Below are 18428 nucleotides of genomic sequence, written 5' to 3' on the forward strand. Positions count from 1 at the left end.
AGGGAGGCAGACATGGACCAGGAAAATACCAACAAAATCCAGTTCGAAAAAAACGATGACAGCGTCGTCGTGATCATCGGTTCGGGAGCTGGCGGCGGCACGCTCGCTAACGAACTTGCGCAGCAAGGCATCAAAGTCGTGTTGTTGGAAGCCGGTGATTGGCACACGCAGACCGATTTCATCGCCGATGAATGGCCCTCGTTTACGCAGCTTGCTTGGCTTGATCCGCGAACGACATCGGGCACCTGGCGTGTGGCCAAGGATTTTCCCACACTTCCGGCGTGGGTGTGCAAGACCGTCGGCGGCACCACGGTGCATTGGGCGGGAGCGAGCCTGCGCATTCAGCCGCATGAATTCCAGACCCGCACCGTCTATGGCGATATTCCCGGCGCCAATCTCTTGGATTGGCCAATAACGCGCACCGATCTCGACCCGTTTTATGATCTCGCCGAGAAAAAAATGGGTGTGACACGCACCAATGGCATCCCCGGGCTTCCCGGCAATAATAATTTCAAGGTTCTTTATAACGGCGCGAGCAAGCTCGGCTATAAGGAAGTGAGCACCGGCAGGATGGCGATCAACTCCGAGCCGCGTGATGGTCGAACCCATTGCTACCAGCGCGGCTTTTGCTTCCAAGGATGCCGGACGGGGGCGAAATGGTCGACGCTTTACACGGAGATTCCAAAAGCCTTGGCAACCGGCAAATGCGAGGTGCGCGCCAAGGCACAGGTGGTGCGGATCGAGCATGACGCGCAAGGCAAGGCCGCCGCCGTTCTTTATGTCGATGGCGAGGGCAATCTGCAGCGCCAGCGCGCGCGCGTCGTCGCGCTTGCCGCGAACTCGATCGAGACCCCGCGCCTTCTCCTGCTCTCCGCGTCCGCCATGTTCCCCGACGGTCTCGCCAACAGCTCTGGTCAGGTCGGGCGAAATTACATGCGCCACCTCACCGCCTCGGTTTATGCGACCTTTCCCAACCGCGTCGAAATGTTCAAGGGCACGACGATGGCCGGCATCGTTGGCGACGAGGCGCGGCTCGATCCCAAGCGCGGCTTCGTCGGCGGCTATCACATGGAGACGATTTCGCTCGGGCTTCCCTTCTATGCCGCGTTTCTCGACCCTGGCGCGTGGGGGCGCGCGTTTACCAACGCGCTCGATCAATACGCCAATACCGCCGGGATGTGGATCGTCGGCGAGGACATGCCACGCGAGACCAATCGCGTCACACTCAATGACACGACGAAAGACCAATTCGGCCTTGCGGTTCCCAATGTGCATTACGATGATCATCCGAACGACGTCGCGATGCGCGACCATGCCTTCGCGCAAGGGACGGCGGTGTATCAGGCGGCGGGTGCCAAGGACGTCTATCTCGTGCCGCCCTATCCCTCCACCCATAACCTCGGCACCTGTCGGATGAGCGACAAATCACGTGACGGCGTGTGCAATAAATTTGGCCAGACCCACGACGTCAAAAATCTTTTCATCTCCGACGGATCGCAATTCACCACGGGGGCTGCGGAAAACCCGACCTTGACGATCGTGACCCTTGCCATACGTCAAAGCCGCTTCATCGCCGAACAGATGAAGCAGGGGGCGATATGAGCGGCTAGGCTCTCGGCGGCGCGCTGGCCGATTGTCGCAAGGCAAGAGGCCGGCGTGCACGAGCGGCGTCTCGCCCGCAAAACGACCTAACCCTGGATGTAACCCTGGGAGACCACCGTGCGATGTGCAAAATATATGCCTCCTCCGATCCCATTCTCTATGAATCGCGGACCCGTTCGGTGCGGATTCATGGGGTTGTGACGACGCTCCGGCTCGAAAACATGTTCTGGCAGGTCATCCAAGAAATTGCCAATAACGAACATATGACGACGAGCCACTTCATTGAAAAACTCTATGATGAGCTCGCCGAAGAGCGTGGAGAAATTACTAATTTCAGCTCATTTCTTCGAGTTTGCTGCCTAATTTACATGCAGAACGTAAAACCGTTCCAGAACGAAGCGACATCGCAGCGGGCAATCGGCGGGATCATCGCCGATCGTGGCGCGAGCGCCTCGGTGCTGCCGCTCCGCTGACGGCGCGCCGCATCGCCTTTGCCACACGCTGCGGGCAGCGTGTGGCAGGCATGAGACTGTTCACCTCTCGGCGGAAGCCATCGGCGATCTGACACAGAGGAAAGCGAACATGCCCGGCGGGTTGTCCAGACCCGAGTTTAACAGCCAGTTCTCAAAACTTCTTGATAGTCAGTGAGTTACGGGCGTGCGGCGGGGCCTTAGCACCACGTTTGCCCGGAGAAGGATGATCAGGGGGATGGCTGGGGAGCGGCGTCGCGGATGTTCGGCGGCGGTGCCACGCCAACGGCTTGGAACGCTTTGCCGGCAACGCCGGTCGCAGGGGGTCGCAGGATGACCCCAGTTAAACAGCGTGTTTTCCTAAGCAATTGAATAGACGTGCGAAATCGGGCGCAGGTCTGGAATGTGGCACTACAGGACGGATTGAATGGCGGATCAGGCTGCGGCTTGCTGCGGGGTCTGAAGACGGGGCGGCAGTGCGATGCGGGCGGCCTTGAAGGCTGTGGCCGCCGCGACGCCGGCTTCGGTGCGGACCTGCCAGCGCTTGCCGTTCTGGCTGATTTCGCCGTGCTGCAGCCGGTCGAGATCGCGCAGGAGATCGGCCCATTCGACGCGCTTGCCGGCCTGGTGGAGTCTTTCGTCGAGCGCCTGGTGCAGGATCAGGGCGAGGAAAGAGCAGAACACCTGGCCGCGGATGGCGGCGTCGGAGGAATGGTAGATTGGCCGGGTGCGCATCGTCGCCTTCGCGACACGGAACAACCGTTCGACATTCTGCAGGTCCCGGTAGCGGAGCACCGCCTGCAGCGGTGAAATCCGGGCGTTGGAGCGCAGCACGAAGACGCCGTCGAAGCGGGCATCGCTCCAAGCGGCGCCTGTTCGGGCTCAAAGGTCTGGCGCCGCTGCGTGAGGTGGTGCGCCTGCCCTATCGGCCCGATCCGAACCGCGGTCCCGGCCACCCACGCCAACCCAGCGAGGCGGAAGAGGCCGACATTGCGCCGCCGCCGTTGCCGCCCCTGACCCCAATCGAGCGCCGGGCCTTCGACTACACCGCCCTCGAAGAGGCGATGGCGCATCTCGACGCCGTGGTGCGCCGGACCCGTCACGTCCTGGTTCGCAGGGAGCCGGACACGCCGCCAGTATCGGAACCAAGTCCGAAGCCCCTTAAGCGAGTCTAGGCGCAATTATATTTGCGCCTAGACTCCAATGCTGCGCTTATCCTTGATTCTTGCGCATATATTCGCCATTATTGCGCCTAGATTCTATGTGCAGGAAAGGCCGCTTTGGCGAACCAGATCCCAGAGGAAGCACTAGCGGCAATCGAAGAGGTCGTACGACGCAACCCCAACGGGGTATCGGCGCCGGAGATTCTGCGCGCCCTGGCAGCGCCTATCCCGCCACGCACCCTCCAATACCGGCTCAAGCATCTCGTCACCCGAAATCGCATCGTCATGGACGGCGAAGGGCGGTGGGCGCGATACCGGATGCCCGATACAGCCATCAACGCGGTCGCGCGGGAAGACACCAAAGAACCTATCATTCCTCTATCTGAAGTGGGAACAGCGATCCGCGATTACGTCCGTCAGGCACCGGAAGCTCGCAAGCCGGTCGGCTACGATCGTAAGTTCCTCGACCGCTATCGGCCGAACGTTTCCTTCTACTTGACGCCGCAGGACCGCGCGCATCTGGCGACCGTTGGTCGCCCACAAATCGCCGAACAGCCTGCAGGCACCTATGCCAAACTGATCCTCAGCAGGCTGTTGATCGATCTTTCCTGGAATTCGAGCCGCCTCGAAGGCAACACCTACTCCCTCCTCGACACGAAACGCCTCATCGAGCTGGGCGAAGAGGCTGTCGGCCGTGTGCATCTCGAGGCGCAGATGATCTTGAATCACAAGGACGCGATCGAGTTCCTGGTCGGCGCGGCCGACGACATCGGCTTCAACCGCTACACCCTCCTCAATCTCCACGCGCTTCTCGCCAACAACCTCCTCGCCGATCCTTCGGCGGCCGGCAGGCTACGTTACATCGCCATCGGCATCGAACGCTCCGCCTTCCATCCGCTGGAGGTGCCGCAGCTCATTGAGGAAAGCTTCGATCAGATCCTGGCAACTGCTGCCGCGATCAGCGACCCCTTTGAGCAAGCGTTCTTCGTGATGGTGCAGCTTCCATATCTGCAGCCCTTCGACGATGTGAACAAGCGCGTGTCACGCCTTGCAGCCAACATCCCGCTCATCAAGCATAACTTGTCCCCGCTCTCGTTCATCGACGTGCCCCGGCAGACCTACACGGAGGCCGTGCTCGGTGTTTATGAACTGAACAAAATTGATCTCTTGAAGGACGTCTTCATCTGGGCCTATGAGCGCTCGGCCGCGCGCTATGCCGCCGTTCGCCAATCTCTCGGTGAACCCGATCCCTTCCGGCTTCGCTACCGCGAACAGCTTCGCGAGCTCATCGCCGAACTCGTTCGGGCTCGCGTGGGTCGGAAGGATGCCGTGGCAAGAATAGCAGCGTGGTCAAAGAAGGAGATCGACCCGGGCGACCACAAGCGCTTCGCCGAGATCGCCGAGGGCGAGCTGATAGGTCTGCATGAAGGTAATTTTGCCCGCTATCGAATCCGCCCATCGGAATTCGCAGCCTGGCGGCAAGTCTGGGAGTCGAGATGACCTATGGTCGTGGTCGAGTAGCTCGGCCATTCGGCTCTGCCCTCACAGGAAGACGAAATCGACGGGCGAGCGCCAGCGTGTGCGCCCGTCTGTCGCTGGCTCGAACGGAGCGATCAGGGATGCCTTGACGCCGAACACGGCGTCCGTGGAGAGCCAGGGATCATCGCCGACGAAAGTGTGGGTGACCAAGCGCTGATAACCCGGCGCGGTAATCATGAAATGCATATGCGCCGGCCTGGTTTTGATCCGCCGTTGACACCATGCCCTCCTTGCCCTCGCTCCCGCCTGCCGTGGTGTCACCCAAGCCACCCCGTGGCGCGGCCGGCCACTCGATCTTCTGCGCTATTCCGGCGCACGAAAACAGGAAGTGGAGCTGCGCCGCATCACCGGCGCGCTCGCTCTGCCGCACGGCCCGGGGCCGTTACGGCCCCTGCTCGTGGCCGTGAGCTGGATCCATCTCGGCAAGGGAACCGTCTTCGGCCTCGGCCAGATGCTGATCGCCCTGCGTGATGAGACCGGCGCCTGACCGCGCTTGGGCATCATCGCCCGAGCGGGCAGCCATCGAAGCCGAGCGGATGGACCGCTTGGGCGGCAGGAGTCTCGGCCCGCAGCGTGTAAAGATCCCAGGGCTGCTGGCGCGCCGCCAGCGGTTTCACCTCGAACAAATAGGCCGGAAACAACCCCCGCCCGTCGGCGCGGATCGCGCCCGCGCCAAAGGCGTCATCATCGGTCGGCATCGCCTTCATCTGCGCGACCACTCCCCGTCCGCTCGCTTTCGCGCGCGCCATCCCGAGCGCGGCCACCGCCTTGAGATAATGCAGCGTCACCGCATAGGCGCTGGCATGCAGCATGTTCGGCCAGTTCTGCGGCGTCCGCGCGACGATTTTGCGTGCAAATCGCCGCGTGCGTGCGGATTCCGATGAAGTCGGCCATGCATTCCAACTTGAAGCCGGCCACTGCTTCCGAACTGAAGCCGGCCGGGGTTCCGATTTGAAGCCGGCCACCTGAGCGTCTTCGGTTGGGTCTGGTTGAATGATTATCGTGTCCTTGTTTTGGGTCAAGTTCGGGCGTGGGCCGGTGCCGGATCGCGCTTTTTACGGAGGCTCTCGCCGGTGAGTTCGATGCGGTAGGCGTTGTGGACGAGGCGGTCGAGGATGGCGTCGGCGATGGTGGGATCGCCGATGATTTCGTACCAGCGCTCGACCGGCACTTGGCTGGTGATGATGACGGAGCGCATCTCGTGGCGGTCATCGATAATTTCCAGCAGATCGCGGCGTTGGTCCGCGTTCAGGGTCTCGGGGCCCCAATCGTCCAAAATCAACAGGTCGAGCCTGGCGATCTGGCGCAGTGTTCTGGCGTAACGGCCATCGGCGCGGGCCAGCGCCAGGGCAGAGAACAGCCGCGGCACCCGGTGATAGGCGGTCGAGAGATCCTCGCGGCAAGCCTTCTGGCCCAGCGCGCAGGCCAGCCAGCTTTTGCCGACCCCGCAGGGGCCGGTAATGAGCAGATTATGCCGGGCGCGCACCCAGTCACAGCTGGCGAGTTTCAGGAACTGTGCCCGGTCGAGGCCGCGCGGGGCGCGGTAATCGACATCCTCGACGCTGGCGGACTGGCGCAATTTGGCCGCGCGGGCGCGGCTCTCGAAGCGTTTCTGCTGTCGCAACGTGGCCTCGTGCTCGAGCAATAAAGCCAGCCATTCGGCATGGGCCAAACCGGCAACCTCCGGCCGGGCGTCGAGGTCCTTGAAGGCTTTGGCCATGCCGTGCAGGCCGAGTTTGAGCAGCAGGTCGAGGGTCGGGTGGGTGAGCATGCTTGTTCCTTTCAGTGGAAATCAGTGAAAATATTCGGCGCCGCGCAGATTGCCGTGGGTCAGCACCGCCTGCGCCTCATCTGGCGGGCTGGCCGTCTGGTCGAGCTTGCTGGCGATGATCGAGGCAATGCTCTTGTAGTTGAACGCGCCAAAGGCGACCGCTCGGGCCGCCACCGCCTCGGCGCGCGGACGGTCCAACTCCTTGAACAGCCGCAGGATGCCAAGGCATGTCCGAAACCCCTGTTCCGGATGCGGCCGGTTGGCGAGGATGGCGATGATCAGCCCCTCGGTCTGCGGGCCGATCGATGCGCCCCATGAGCGGAACCGCTCCGGCGTCCATGCGGCGTAGCGCCGGTGCGCGCTCGGCATATGCTCAGGGGCAGTGCCGTGCCTTGGACCGCCATAGCGGCGCTGATGCACCGCGACCCGCTTGCCTTGGTGGAAGATCTCAACCATCCGCTCGGTGGCGCGGGTATCGACTTGCTGGCGGATCAGCTGATGCGGCACCGAGTAGAAAAAGCCGCAGACCTCGACATGATAATCCAGCGAGACGCGGGCAAAACCCCACTCCGCAAACTCATGGTCGGTCTCTGGCAATGCCGCCAAAGCCTGGCGTTCGATCGTCTCGAACAAATGCCGCCGGCTGACGCCGAGCCTGCGCATGACATGCGCGTTGATCCGCTCCACCATGCCGGCAATCGCCTGGTTGGCTTCAGCCAGAGAGAAGAAAGTCTGCTGGCGCAACCGGCCCAGAATGTAGCTCTGGGCAAAGCGGACACCGGCTTCCACCTTCGCCTTGTCCTTCGGGCGCCGCGGCCGGGCCGGCAAAACACCAACACCGTAATGCGAGGCCATCCGGCCATAGCTCAGGTTGATCTCTGGATCGTAGAACGACGCCTTGTTGACGCCGGACTTCAGATTATCCGGCACGATCAGCCGCGGCACGCCGCCAAAAAACCGGAACATGCGGCTATGCGCGCCGATCCAATCCGGCAGCGTCTGGGTCCAGCTCGCCTCCGCGTAGGTGTAGTTCGACGCGCCCAGCACCGCGACAAAAATCTCCGCCATGCGCACGATGCCAGTTGCGGGATCGGTGATGCCCAACTTTTTGCCGGAATAATCGACGAACACCTTGTCGCCCGCCCGGTGCTCCTGGCGCATGACCGGTGACAGCCGTGCCTCGAACTCCCTGAACAAATCGCAGAACCGGCTGTAGCTGTACCCTTCCGGATGCCCGGCGCGATATTCCTCCCACAGCACCATCAGGTTCACGCCCGGGCGCTTGAACTCGCAGACCAGCTCGCTCCAGACCGGCTCGGCGCGCCGGCGCACCCCCCGCGGCGCGCCGCTGCGGGCAAACAGCCGCTCCTCCAAAACCGCATCACTGAGGTCGGCCGGCAACGGCCACGCCAGCCCCGCTGCCTGCGCCCGCTTCAGATTGTCCTGGATCGTGCTCCGCGCCACGCCCAGCATCCGCCCCATCGCCCTGGCGCTGATGCCGTCACTGGCCAGCCGTAAGGTTTGTCGTATCTGCCGCATCGTCAGCTCTCTCTTCGCCGGCATCCAGCCCTCCTCGTTGATGGTAACGAGAGGACAGTTGCCCGAGTTGCTGACCCAGCCGAAAACGCTGAAAAATCCCCGCCAGGTGGCCGGAATTAAATCGGAATGGTGGCCGGCTTCAAATCGGAACGCTGGCCGACATCAAATCGGAATCCCCGGCCGGCTTCCGTCGGAATCTGCAGCGTGCGGTCATTGAGATCCCAATAGAAAGTCGCTGAACAGACGAGGCCCGCCGACTCCGCCGGTTCCAACGCATGGGCATCGGTGAGGAACATCTCCAGCGGCGCGATCCGCATCCCAACCCGGGTGAGGCCGAATTCATGCGCCTCCTTGATGGAGTTGACGAGATCGGCCCCGGCATTGGCAAGACCCAGAACCTTGGCGCCACTCGCCCGCGCCGCTGCCATATACGCCGAGAAATCGCTGGTCGCGGGGAAGGGATAGCGCGACCGCCCGAGCACTTTGCCGCCGCTCGCCGCCACTACCCGCGCGGTTTGCTCTTCAAGCGAATGACCGAACGTGTAATCGGCGGTGATGAAGAACCAGGTATCGCCACCGGATTTTACCATCGCGCCACCGGTTGACTGGCCGAGCAGATAGGTATCGAGGCTCCACAGCACCGTGTTCGGGCTGCATTGCGCCCCGGTGAGCGCAACCGTGGTCGCGCTCGCCTCGAGGAGAACCTTGTCCTTCTCACGGACGATTTCGGCGACCGCGAGCGCCACCGAGGAATTGGGCACATCGGCGATCGCGTCCACGCCCTCGGTATCGATCCAGCCGCGCGCGATACCGGCCCCGATATCCGCTTTATTCTGATGGTCGGCGGCGAGCACCTCGACATTGAGACCCCCTCCCGCAGATGCGAAATCCGCCACCGCCTGGCGCACACAGGCGACCGAGGTCGGCCCGCTGGTGTCGCGATAGGGGCCGGAGAGATCGGTAAGGACGCCGATACGGACCGGCTTTCCTGCCGCCCGCGCTGACCGTCGCGAAAACCCCAGCCCGCCCAAACCCGCCCCCAGTCCGGTCACAACAAGACGCCGCGGAACTTCCATAGGTTCTTCCCTTCAGGGCCATATCTGAAATTTGTATGGACAGAGTTGTACATCGCCGCGAAGTGCCGCGGAAAGCTTGAAGAACATTTCGCCAGACTCCCGCAGCCATAAGCCATTCTGTCCGTCGAGGCCGAACCGGGTCCTGGTCGAGTAGCTCGGCATTCGGCTCTGCCCTTCACAGCTCCGGGCAGGCGGCTTTCCCGCACCCGGCTCTTCCTGGCATCAGTCGCTATTCTCCTAAGTCATTCCATTATCGTTGCAGCGCGTGCCCGATGGACACGCACAGTGTAAGGTGCGGTTCATCACAGGGCTTTCAAAGGCAACACCCCATATTATACAACCCAAGCGCCGGGCCTTACCGCTGTGGTGTGCCGACATGCGTCGATCGTCCCGTGGGTGATGATACCCATGCTGCTCCCGCGGGCCGCGCGGCGGGTGCATAAAGCGCAACATGTGCCGTTGTCCAGTGCGCGTGCCGCTGTGGCACAGGGTATAACCATGTTTGCAGGGAATATTGTAGCGCCGCTGCGCTATCGCAATAACTCACATCAGGCACTCCCTCCCGTCGCTGCAATCCGCCGGTTTTTCACAATAGCGTTGCTTCGACCAAGCCCTTTGACCTTATTTTTAGAACCCCTCTTACGTTACCAGCACATCGCGGATCAGGGATTGTCTGAAGGAACGGATTGGCGTTGACTGAGCATTACGCCTTCACTCACGAAACTACCGAGGGGCGGCAATGAGAGCGGGGAGGAAATTATGACAAGACGTACCGCCGGGAAGGCGGGACGGGGCAGTTCCGGTTGATGTAGAAATCGCCGCATGGACGAGACCGAGACGTGTTTTGATAAATCGATAGGGATGCGCGTTGAGGGGTGCCTGCCCAGAGGCCGACGCGGCAACGTGTGCAGGCGAGATATAAAAGCAGTGAGAAAGCGAGCAGCAGCATGAAACTCGGATTCATTGGCTTAGGACAGATGGGGACCGGCATGGCGGCGAATTTGCTTAAGGCCGGGCATGAGGTTGTGGCTTATAACCGCACAGCGGCTAAGGCTGCGGCTCTAGAGAGGCTTGGTGCACGGCGTGCGGCCACTCCTGCAGAAGCCTGCCAGGGCGATGCGGTGGTAACGATGCTGGCTGATGACGATGCCCTGGAGGAGATTGTATTTGGCGCACACGGCATACTCGCTGCCCTTGCCAAAGGCGCACTGCATATTTCGGCCAGCACCATCAGTGTCGCCCTCTCGCGCAAGCTTGCGGCAGCGCATGAGACATCCGGACAATGCTACGTTGCCGCGCCCGTGTTCGGCCGGCCGGATGCGGCAGCGGCGGCACAGCTCTTCGTCGTCGCGGCCGGGCCGCGGGACGCCATTGCCCATGCCGAGCCGATATTCCAGGCGATTGGGAAGAAAAGCTTCATTCTTGGCGAGCCCGCGGAGTCCGCTAACCTCGTCAAGCTGAGTGGGAATTTCCTCATAGCTTCGGTAATAGAGGCATTGGGTGAAGCGATGGCGCTGGTGGCGAAGGGCGGGGTCGATCAGCGACAATATCTGGAGATTTTGACTTCCACCCTATTCAGCGCCCCGGTCTATAAAACCTATGGCGAGTTGATCGCCGAGCGGAAATACCAGCCGCCGGGCTTCATCGCACCGCTTGGCCTGAAGGATATTCATCTTGCCCTTTCTGCCGCCGGCGAACTCCGGGTGCCAATGCCGTTGGCGAGTCTGCTCCGCGATCGCTTTCTAACCCTCCTTGCCAATGGCGGAGAGGGATTGGATTGGTCGGCAATTGGGCAACTGGCAGCACGAGACGCAGGTGAGATTTAGAGCCTGTCATCAATTGAGCCAGATGACCGCGGCGGCGAGGAAATTCCGGGCGGTTTTGTCGTAACGAGTGGCGAGCGCTCGAAACTGCTTGAGCTTGCAGAAGAAAATTTCGATCAGGCTGCGGGCTTTGTAGAGGTCTTTGCCATAGGAGCGCGGCGCTTTGCGGTTGGCCTTTGATGGAATGACGTGTGCCGTTCGCAGACATCATTTCAACGATTGTAACGCAATGTCCAGAGCATGCTCGCGGATCTGGACGCGTTCCTTGGCTGGGTCGTAGCTGTCCTCCACTTCGGCCCGGATCGGGGTCTTGGGAATGCGCTCGCAGATCCGATCGATCGGGGACAGACCGCCCAGGGCTTCGTGCGGTCGGTGCCAGTTGTAGTGGTGCACCCACTCGGCCAGCCGATCCGCGGTGTCCGGCGCACGTGGATCAACGGTTGCCCAGAACTCCTCCAGCACGGTCCGCTGCGCCCGTTCGATCTTGCCATTCAGGTGCGGCGAGCGCGGCGACCCGGGCATACGAACCTTCATAGCCCAGGGCACTCAGATCAGCATGTAACTGCTTCGTCGTACGCTTCTGCTTGCGCGACTTGCCGGCCTCCTGGAGCAGCCAGGTCGCCAGCTTGTCGGCAAACGGGTCCAATTTGCTCGGCCGGTCAGGAACCTTGAACTCGGGCTCTGTACTGTCCGCCCGCAGATATTTGCGGATCGTGTTCCGCGACAAGCCCGTTCGCCGTTCAATCTCGCGGATCGGGATATGCTGCCGGAAATGCCAGCGACGGATTACGCTTAATAACGCCATGTCGATCACTCCTCGATCCCCCGACCAAAAAGCCAGGGGAAGGGTCAAAACATGGGTCAATTCTCAATGAAAATTTCCGCCTCTCCCGGGTCAGATCTCAGCGCAAATCAACAATTGACCCCGCCATAGTCGACGACCAGTCTCGTCAACAATACAAATTGACGTCAGCTTCTGTGAAACGTCCAAACCAACAAATCTGGTCATCCAACCGCCTCCCATGATGTGAGTCGCCGGACGACAAAGCCCGGCTCGCAGCATCATGGACGATCTATGTCCTCGCCGCGATTACCCGATGTCCACACATGAACAGCCTTGTCAACCGCTACCTCGCCGAACACAACGCCAAGCCCAAGCCATTCGTCTGGAAGGCATCCGCCGCCTCCATCCTGGCCAAGCTCAACAGACTGTCCGCATCCTCCGAATGAGTCAGAGCACTAGGCGCGGCGATGGGGAGTGACGCGGCCACCCGATGCCTCGACAGCGGATCGCATGATAGCTATGGTGGCAAGAAGTACTACTGGGTAATAATCGCCGATGATCACCTCGATCAAACTCGATGACAATCTTGCCAGCCGGATCCGCCGGCTCGCCGAACTCCGGCGGCGCTCGGCGCATTGGATCATGCGTGAGGCCATCCGCGACTACGTCGTTCGTGAGGAGGCGCGCGAGAGCTTCCGCCAGGAAGCTCTGGCCTCCTGGTCGGCCTTCCAGGATACTGGCCGCCACCTGACCGGCGAGGAAGTGCAAGCGTGGTTGACCTCCTGGGGGAGTGATGCCGAGGCAGAGCCGCCTGAGTGCCACGAATAATCGTCACCGAAGGGGGCGTGCGGGATCTCGAGCGGTGCCGGCACTATTTGCGCCAACGCAGCCTCGAAGCGGCCCGGCGGGCAGCTCGCGTGATCGCGCAGCGGTTCTCACAGCTTGCAATTCATCCCGCGCTCGGCAGACCTGTCCCGGACACCCCGGAGTTGCGCGAACTGATAATACCGTTCGGAGATGCCGGCTATGTCGTGCTCTATCGCCATGAGCCGGTCGATGACGCGGTCTATATCCTCGCGGTCCGCCACCAGCGGGAGGCGGGATACTGACGTGCCGGCCCGGCTTGGGCCGCTCGCCGCTGATGGCGCTGCCTGGGGATGGCGGCGGTAAGACGTCGGCGCTAGCCAGCCAGTGCCGTCGCCGATGCCTCCGCCGCGATGGCCCGTCTCGATCAGGCGCTGGCCAGCCACCCCGTTTCTTAACTGGGCGCGGCTGGAGGCGGTGCGCCAGCAGGCCGCAGCCGATGGCGAGCTGATCGATCCCTGGCATCTCGCGGCGATCATCGAGGAGCTGCGCTTGCGCATGGACCCGAGGCTGCGATCGCCGAGCGCGGGGCGATCTTCAAGGCTGCCCGCACCGCGCTCGTGCTCCATCAATGGCTAGTGGCGCCGGATTTCGATCAGGAAAGGGAGGTCCAGAGCGCCGAGGCGCTGCTCGCGGTACAACTCTGGACCCCGGTGTTTCTGCGGGCCCTGGCGCGTGAGGCAGAGGCGGGCCTCGATCTGCTGCTGGCGCTGGAGTGGGCGTGGTTTGCGGCCTGCCGCGCCGTTGCCTCCCGTCGCAAATCCTCGCACGCCGTCGCCGTCATTGAGTTGCTGGCGGCAACCAAGGTGGTTTCGGCGACGACGCTCGCCGCCCGCCTCGGCATCGCGGTCAAGAACGCGATCCGGCTTCTCGACCAACTCGTTGTCGCCGACATCGCGGTCGAGGTGACGCATCGCTCGCGGCGGCGGCCGTTTGGGCTGAAGGGCCTCGCGCCGCTGCGTGAGGCAGGTCCGCCCGTTGTATCGTCCGGAACCGGGGCGAGGGCCAGGGCGGCCGCGCCAGATGGTCAATGCCGAAGAGGCCGAAGCGCCGCCGGCGCCGGCCCGCCGCAAGCGCCGCCGCGGCTATCACGACCGGGCCGGACGGTAACTTCGGACGAGAGGGGGCGGGAGACGTTGGCTGCGCCCGGCGAGACGCCAGGGGGTCACAGGATATGATTAAAACCGCTGCTACGACCGGCCGGGCGGTTCAGGTTGGCTGATCGGGCCGTCGCGCTCGCCCAGATGCGACAAAAGAATCTCATGGCGCTGGCTGATGCTGCCGGAATCAATTATCCATCCAAGACGGAGTTGGAATCTCATCACCGATCACGTAGCATCACTCTTCGAAAAGCTTGGCGGAGCCAAGTCCGTTGAACAAGCTTGGCCGGCGCCTTCACGGCTCAAACGCGATTTTCCCTCTTCCGCCGTCCGGAGAACGCGGAGCCTGTGAGGTAGGCGTTGTTGTGTTGGACGGGAGGATTACAAGATGCATCGGCAGCCCATGATCCGATTGGCTTGGGAGAAATTTCTGGCGAACGGCCAGTTATCTCCCGGTCAGTTTCTATCTCAAACTATTGCCACATCTTGGGCGCGTTCACGGAGAGCCGGCGTCAATACGAGACAACGCGAGGCACCTTACGCTAGCGAGGCCGAGGTCTTTCGGCTTCGAACCCAGAACGCCGATTTGTTGACCGCCGCTCGTCCGGCGGTTGAAAGATCCGATCTTTTCCTTGCAGAAGCCAAGTCTATGATGGTCCTGGCTGACACCAGCGGCTTCATCATAGAAACTGCGGGCGATCCGCATGTCATCGAAGATGGAAGACGCAACCACCTTGAGATCGGTGGTCGCTGGGAAGAAGACGTCATCGGTACCAATGCAATCGGTACCGCTCTTGCGAGTATAAAGCCAGTGCAGATTCTCGGGGTGGAACATTTCTGTGAGGATGTGCAGCGTTGGGTATGTGCCGCCAGCCCAGTGCGCCATCCGATCGATGGCCAACTGCTCGGGGTCGTGGACATCTCTGGACCGGCATCTGCATTCAATCCTCAGAGTTTGGCTCTCGCTGTGGCGCTCGGCCAGGAGATAGAAGCATCGCTCGGTCGGGCCGCTAAGCTCGAGCACGAAGTCCTGCTGCGGCATTTCGTCTCGAAGCGGTCGCTCTGGCTCAGCGAAGATATTCTGGTTGTCGATCGCCGTGGTGTTGTTGTGCATGCTACGCAGAAGGCCCGTCATCGGATGGATGCTCAGGCGTCTAATACCCTTTCTCAAGAACTTCGCCAGATGATCGGCGTCAGCCTGTCGCAAAGCTGGGAGAGCAACTGCCGGCGCCGATTCCCCAATGCCAGCCTAGAGATCGTGAAGAACAACGATACAGATGTCGGATGCCTGATCGTCCTGCACCAGACCCGGAGTAGAACGACTACGATGGCGAGGACCCAATCATATACCGAGATCTCGGTTGGGTTCGAGCAGATCCTGGGCGAGAGTGCGCCGATACGTGAGGCGTGCGAGCGCGCGCGTAAGCTCGCGCCGAATACACTGCCAATTCTGATCGAAGGTGAGACCGGCGTCGGCAAGGAGTTATTCGCCCGCGCGATCAAAGGGGCAAGCCCGTCGGCCAAGGGACCGTTCGTGCCAATGAACTGCGGTGGCATGGCGCGCGACCTGATCGCCAGCGAGTTGTTCGGATATGCCAAGGGTGCGTTCACCGGCGCTGATGAAAATGGCTACGTCGGCAAAATCGAGAAGGCAGATGGCGGCGTGCTATGCCTAGACGAAATCGGTGAGATGCCGCTCGACCTCCAATCCTACCTGTTGCGGGTGCTGGAGGACGGAGTGGTCTACCGCATCGGTGATCACAAAGCCCGTCAAGTTAACATCCGTATTCTGTCGATGACCAACCGCGATCTGCTCGCCGAAGTAGAGGCGGGACGGTTTCGGCGGGATCTCTACTACCGGATCGCGGCAGCGCGCCTCCGGATTCCTCCGTTGCGTGAACGGCACAATGACCTTCTTCTACTGGCGGAGCATTTTGCTGCCGCTACGGCGGCGCGGTTGGGACGACCAACACCGACCTTTAATGTGGATGCGCTTATCTTGCTGCGTAGCTACCACTGGCCTGGCAATGTTCGTGAATTGCGCAATGTTATCGATGCTATGGTGACGCTCAACGAGTCCGGCCGCCTCGGCGTCGACGATCTGCCGCCCGAAATTGTCGCCGCGTCACGGGTCAGGCCGCAGCCGTCTGCCTCCTTGGCAGGAGTATTACCGGACGCCGGTAACCTGAAGTCCGCAGAGCGTTCGACAATTCTGGCCCAGCTGCACGAGTGCCGGGGCAACGTGACGGAAACGGCACGGCGTCTCGGCATTGCGCGTTCGACGCTATATGTGCGGCTTGCCGAATATGGCATATCCTATTCCAGGACACCACGCCGTATCGTCCGCCGTCTGGGCGGTCAAGCGTTCGAACGTCCGGATGACGGACATTTGCGGGCGCAACACAGCGACTGAGCATATGCGGTAAGGCGCTGATCGCGCTAAGTATTCTTTCTTGCCGTATGTTGGCATACAGATTGCTTTCCTCGTGATCGATCCGGCCCATCAGATGCCGGCAGCAATCAGGAGGAAAGCGGTGGATACCCATATCCCTAACGCGCGAAACGTCCAGGTTCTCGGCATTGATGCCGGGGGGACGATGACTGATACGTTCTTTGTCGATGTCAACGGCGAATTCGTGGTCGGCAAGGCACAAAGTACCCCGCAGAACGAAAGCATCGGGCTAATCGCCTCTAGCGAAGACGGCCTCGGAAACTGGGGGCTACCGCTCACCGACGCCCTGAAGCAGCTCCAGACCGGAGTCTATTCCGGCACGGCGATGCTGAATCGCGTCGTGCAGCGCAAGGGCTTGAAGTGCGGCCTGATCGTCAACCGAGGTATGGAAGATTTCCATCGCATGGGTCGAGCCGTGCAATCCCATCTCGGCTATGCCTATGAGGATCGAATCCACCTCAACACCCATCGCTATGATCCGCCGTTGGTGCCGCGCAATCTGACGCGCGGCGTCGTCGAGCGCATCGACATGGCGGGCAGGGTGGTTATCCCGCTGCGCGAGGAGAGCGCCCGCACCGCCGCCCGCGAACTGATCTCCGCCGATGTCGAGGGAATTGTAATCAGCTTGCTGCATTCCTACAAGAATGCCGACCACGAACGTCGCGTACGTGATATCGTACTGGAGGAAGTCGCACATAGCGGCAAGTCCATCCCGGTCTTCGCATCGGTTGACTATTATCCGGTGCGCAAGGAATCGCACCGTACCAACACGACGATCCTGGAGGGTTACGCGGCCGAGCCGTCACGTCAAACCTTGAAGAAGATCTCCGACGCCTTCAAGGAACACGGCACGAAATTCGATTTGCGCGTGATGGCGACGCATGGTGGCACCATCGCCTGGACGGCGAAGGAGCTGGCCCGCACCATCGTCTCCGGCCCGATCGGCGGCGTGATCGGCGCCAAATACCTCGGCGAGGTGCTGGGCTATCACAACATCGCTTGTTCAGACATCGGTGGCACGTCGTTCGACGTGGCGCTGATCACGCAGGGTGAACTGACCATCAAGAACGACCCCGACATGGCTAGGCTGGTGCTGTCCCTGCCGCTGGTCGCGATGGATTCGGTCGGCGCCGGCGCTGGTTCCTTCATCCGAGTCGATCCCTACACCAACGCGATCAAGCTCGGTCCGGACTCGGCTGGCTATCGTGTCGGCGTGTGCTGGAAGGATGGCGGCATCGCGACGGCGACGGTCTCCGACTGCCATATGGTGTTGGGCTATCTGAACCCCGACAACTTCCTTGGCGGCGCGCTGAAGCTCGATCGTCAGCGTTCGGTTGATGCCATCAAGACCCAGATTGCCGACCCGCTCGGCCTCTCAGTTGAGGATGCCGCGGCAGGAGTGATCGAGTTGCTTGACGCCGACCTGCGTAACTATCTGCGCGCGATGATCTCGGGCAAAGGCTACAGCCCGCAGAGTTTCGTGTGCTTTTCCTACGGCGGGGCCGGCCCTGTGCATGCCTACGGCTATACCGAGGGGCTCGGCTTCGAGGATGTCATCGTGCCGGCCTGGGCCGCGGGTTTCTCGGCTTTCGGCTGTGCCGCAGCCGATTTCGAATACCGCTACGACAAATCGCTCGATATCAACCTTGCGCCGGATGCAACGACGGGTCAGCGTGAGCAGGCGGCGAAGACGTTGCAGGCGGCGTGGACAGAACTAACACGCAACGTGCTGGAGGAGTTCAAGCTCAACGGCTACGCCGCCGATCGGGTCACGCTACAGCCCGGCTACCGGATGCAGTACCGGGGCCAGCTCAACGACCTCGAGATCGAATCACCACTGCCGTCTGCGGAAACCGCAGAGGATTGGGAAAAGCTCGTGGGTGCCTTCAACGCCACGTATGGCCGTGTCTATGCCGCATCCGCTCGTTCGCCGGAACTCGGCTACTCGGTTACCGGCGCCATCATGCGCGGCACAGTGTCCATCCCAAAACCGAAAATTCCAAAGGAGCCGCTGGAAGACGAGACCCCTCCCAACGAGGCGTTTCTAGGCACGCGCAAATTCTACCGCAAGAAGTGCTGGGTCGACGCCCGGCTCTACAAGATGGAAGCGCTGCGCCCCGGCAACCGCGTGGCAGGCCCCGCGATCATTGAATCCGACGCGACGACTTTTGTGGTTCCGGACGGATTCGAGACCTTCCTCGATGGCCATCGCCTCTTCCACCTGAAGGAAGTGTAAGCACAACGC

At 61.6% G+C, this 18428-nt stretch carries 17 protein-coding genes and 4 pseudogenes; 12 read left to right on the forward strand and 9 right to left on the reverse strand.

The window, feature by feature from the left end:
- Positions 1-12 precede the first annotated feature (12 nt).
- Both DEF76_RS18555 and DEF76_RS18560 read left to right on the forward strand, forming a co-directional pair.
- Positions 13-1602, forward strand: a complete 1590-nt coding sequence (locus DEF76_RS18555; RefSeq protein WP_114914045.1) for a GMC family oxidoreductase — start codon at positions 13-15, stop codon at positions 1600-1602.
- 122 nt (positions 1603-1724) lie between these two features.
- Positions 1725-2075 (forward strand): ribbon-helix-helix domain-containing protein, encoded by a 351-nt coding sequence (locus DEF76_RS18560; RefSeq protein ID WP_114914013.1) that lies wholly within the window; start codon positions 1725-1727, stop codon positions 2073-2075.
- Positions 2076-2507: 432 nt separating this feature from the next.
- Here the strand turns inward: DEF76_RS18560 and DEF76_RS18565 are convergent.
- Positions 2508-2930 (reverse strand): annotated as a pseudogene (locus DEF76_RS18565) (IS1634 family transposase); the annotation flags it as partial.
- 422 nt (positions 2931-3352) lie between these two features.
- Here DEF76_RS18565 and DEF76_RS18575 point away from each other — a divergent pair.
- On the forward strand, positions 3353-4735 hold the full coding sequence (locus DEF76_RS18575; protein WP_114914014.1) for a Fic family protein: 1383 nt from the start codon (positions 3353-3355) through the stop codon (positions 4733-4735).
- Between the two features lie 42 nt (positions 4736-4777).
- Here the strand turns inward: DEF76_RS18575 and DEF76_RS18580 are convergent.
- Positions 4778-4972, reverse strand: a pseudogene (locus DEF76_RS18580) (dioxygenase family protein); the annotation flags it as partial.
- 130 nt (positions 4973-5102) lie between these two features.
- Between DEF76_RS18580 and DEF76_RS19575 the strand changes: the two are divergent.
- Positions 5103-5261 (forward strand): hypothetical protein, encoded by a 159-nt coding sequence (locus DEF76_RS19575; RefSeq protein ID WP_162800768.1) that lies wholly within the window; start codon positions 5103-5105, stop codon positions 5259-5261.
- 13 nt (positions 5262-5274) lie between these two features.
- Here DEF76_RS19575 and DEF76_RS18585 read toward each other — a convergent pair whose 3' ends face one another.
- Positions 5275-5619: an ABC transporter substrate-binding protein gene (locus tag DEF76_RS18585; RefSeq protein ID WP_240319362.1), complete on the reverse strand. Its 345-nt coding sequence runs from the start codon at positions 5617-5619 to the stop codon at positions 5275-5277.
- Here DEF76_RS18585 and DEF76_RS20085 point away from each other — a divergent pair.
- Positions 5585-5743: a hypothetical protein gene (locus DEF76_RS20085; protein WP_240319364.1), complete on the forward strand. Its 159-nt coding sequence runs from the start codon at positions 5585-5587 to the stop codon at positions 5741-5743. The two genes, DEF76_RS18585 and DEF76_RS20085, sit on opposite strands and share 35 nt — an antisense overlap.
- Positions 5744-5792: 49 nt before the next feature.
- Here the strand turns inward: DEF76_RS20085 and istB are convergent, their stop codons facing one another.
- The 3 genes from istB to DEF76_RS18600 all read right to left on the reverse strand — a co-directional run bounded on the left by istB (position 5793) and on the right by DEF76_RS18600 (position 9160).
- Positions 5793-6545, reverse strand: a complete 753-nt coding sequence (gene istB, locus DEF76_RS18590; RefSeq protein WP_114910999.1) for an IS21-like element helper ATPase IstB — start codon at positions 6543-6545, stop codon at positions 5793-5795.
- 21 nt (positions 6546-6566) lie between these two features.
- On the reverse strand, positions 6567-8084 hold the full coding sequence (istA, locus tag DEF76_RS18595; protein WP_408842814.1) for an IS21 family transposase: 1518 nt from the start codon (positions 8082-8084) through the stop codon (positions 6567-6569).
- 116 nt (positions 8085-8200) lie between these two features.
- The gene (locus DEF76_RS18600) at positions 8201-9160 is read right to left on the reverse strand and encodes an ABC transporter substrate-binding protein (RefSeq protein WP_114914016.1); all 960 of its coding nucleotides are present in this window, start codon (positions 9158-9160) and stop codon (positions 8201-8203) included.
- A gap of 947 nt (positions 9161-10107) precedes the next feature.
- Here DEF76_RS18600 and DEF76_RS18605 point away from each other — a divergent pair.
- The gene (locus DEF76_RS18605; protein WP_114914046.1) at positions 10108-10986 is read left to right on the forward strand and encodes an NAD(P)-dependent oxidoreductase; all 879 of its coding nucleotides are present in this window, start codon (positions 10108-10110) and stop codon (positions 10984-10986) included.
- Positions 10987-10995: 9 nt separating this feature from the next.
- On the opposite strand, the pseudogene DEF76_RS18610 reads toward DEF76_RS18605, so the two are convergent.
- The 3 genes and pseudogenes from DEF76_RS18610 to DEF76_RS18620 all read right to left on the reverse strand — a co-directional run.
- Positions 10996-11172, reverse strand: a pseudogene (locus DEF76_RS18610) (transposase); the annotation flags it as partial.
- Positions 11173-11190: 18 nt separating this feature from the next.
- Positions 11191-11445: an integrase core domain-containing protein gene (locus DEF76_RS18615; RefSeq protein ID WP_240319360.1), complete on the reverse strand. Its 255-nt coding sequence runs from the start codon at positions 11443-11445 to the stop codon at positions 11191-11193.
- 37 nt (positions 11446-11482) lie between these two features.
- Positions 11483-11788: pseudogene (locus tag DEF76_RS18620) on the reverse strand (IS21 family transposase); the annotation flags it as partial.
- Between the two features lie 302 nt (positions 11789-12090).
- Here DEF76_RS18620 and DEF76_RS20255 point away from each other — a divergent pair.
- The 6 genes from DEF76_RS20255 to DEF76_RS18650 all read left to right on the forward strand — a co-directional run bounded on the left by DEF76_RS20255 (position 12091) and on the right by DEF76_RS18650 (position 18419).
- Positions 12091-12213, forward strand: coding sequence for a hypothetical protein (locus tag DEF76_RS20255; protein ID WP_274966835.1), 123 nt, complete (start codon positions 12091-12093; stop codon positions 12211-12213).
- Positions 12214-12322: 109 nt separating this feature from the next.
- Positions 12323-12595 (forward strand): CopG family ribbon-helix-helix protein, encoded by a 273-nt coding sequence (locus tag DEF76_RS18625; protein ID WP_114914018.1) that lies wholly within the window; start codon positions 12323-12325, stop codon positions 12593-12595.
- Complete coding sequence (locus tag DEF76_RS18630) at positions 12583-12876, forward strand: type II toxin-antitoxin system RelE/ParE family toxin (protein ID WP_114914019.1); 294 nt, start codon at positions 12583-12585, stop codon at positions 12874-12876. Before DEF76_RS18625 ends, DEF76_RS18630 begins: the two co-directional genes overlap by 13 nt.
- A 333-nt stretch (positions 12877-13209) precedes the next feature.
- Positions 13210-13809 carry a hypothetical protein gene (locus DEF76_RS18640; RefSeq protein WP_114914021.1) on the forward strand — a complete coding sequence of 200 codons (600 nt, stop codon included), beginning with the start codon at positions 13210-13212 and terminating at the stop codon, positions 13807-13809.
- A gap of 310 nt (positions 13810-14119) precedes the next feature.
- Positions 14120-16144, forward strand: coding sequence for a sigma-54-dependent Fis family transcriptional regulator (locus tag DEF76_RS18645; RefSeq protein WP_114914022.1), 2025 nt, complete (start codon positions 14120-14122; stop codon positions 16142-16144).
- A gap of 184 nt (positions 16145-16328) precedes the next feature.
- Positions 16329-18419: a hydantoinase/oxoprolinase family protein gene (locus DEF76_RS18650; RefSeq protein ID WP_408842886.1), complete on the forward strand. Its 2091-nt coding sequence runs from the start codon at positions 16329-16331 to the stop codon at positions 18417-18419.
- The last annotated feature ends 9 nt before the right edge of the window (positions 18420-18428 follow it).

Origin of the sequence: Acidibrevibacterium fodinaquatile, from assembly GCF_003352165.1 — a bacterium.
GTDB lineage: Bacteria > Pseudomonadota > Alphaproteobacteria > Acetobacterales > Acetobacteraceae > Acidibrevibacterium > Acidibrevibacterium fodinaquatile.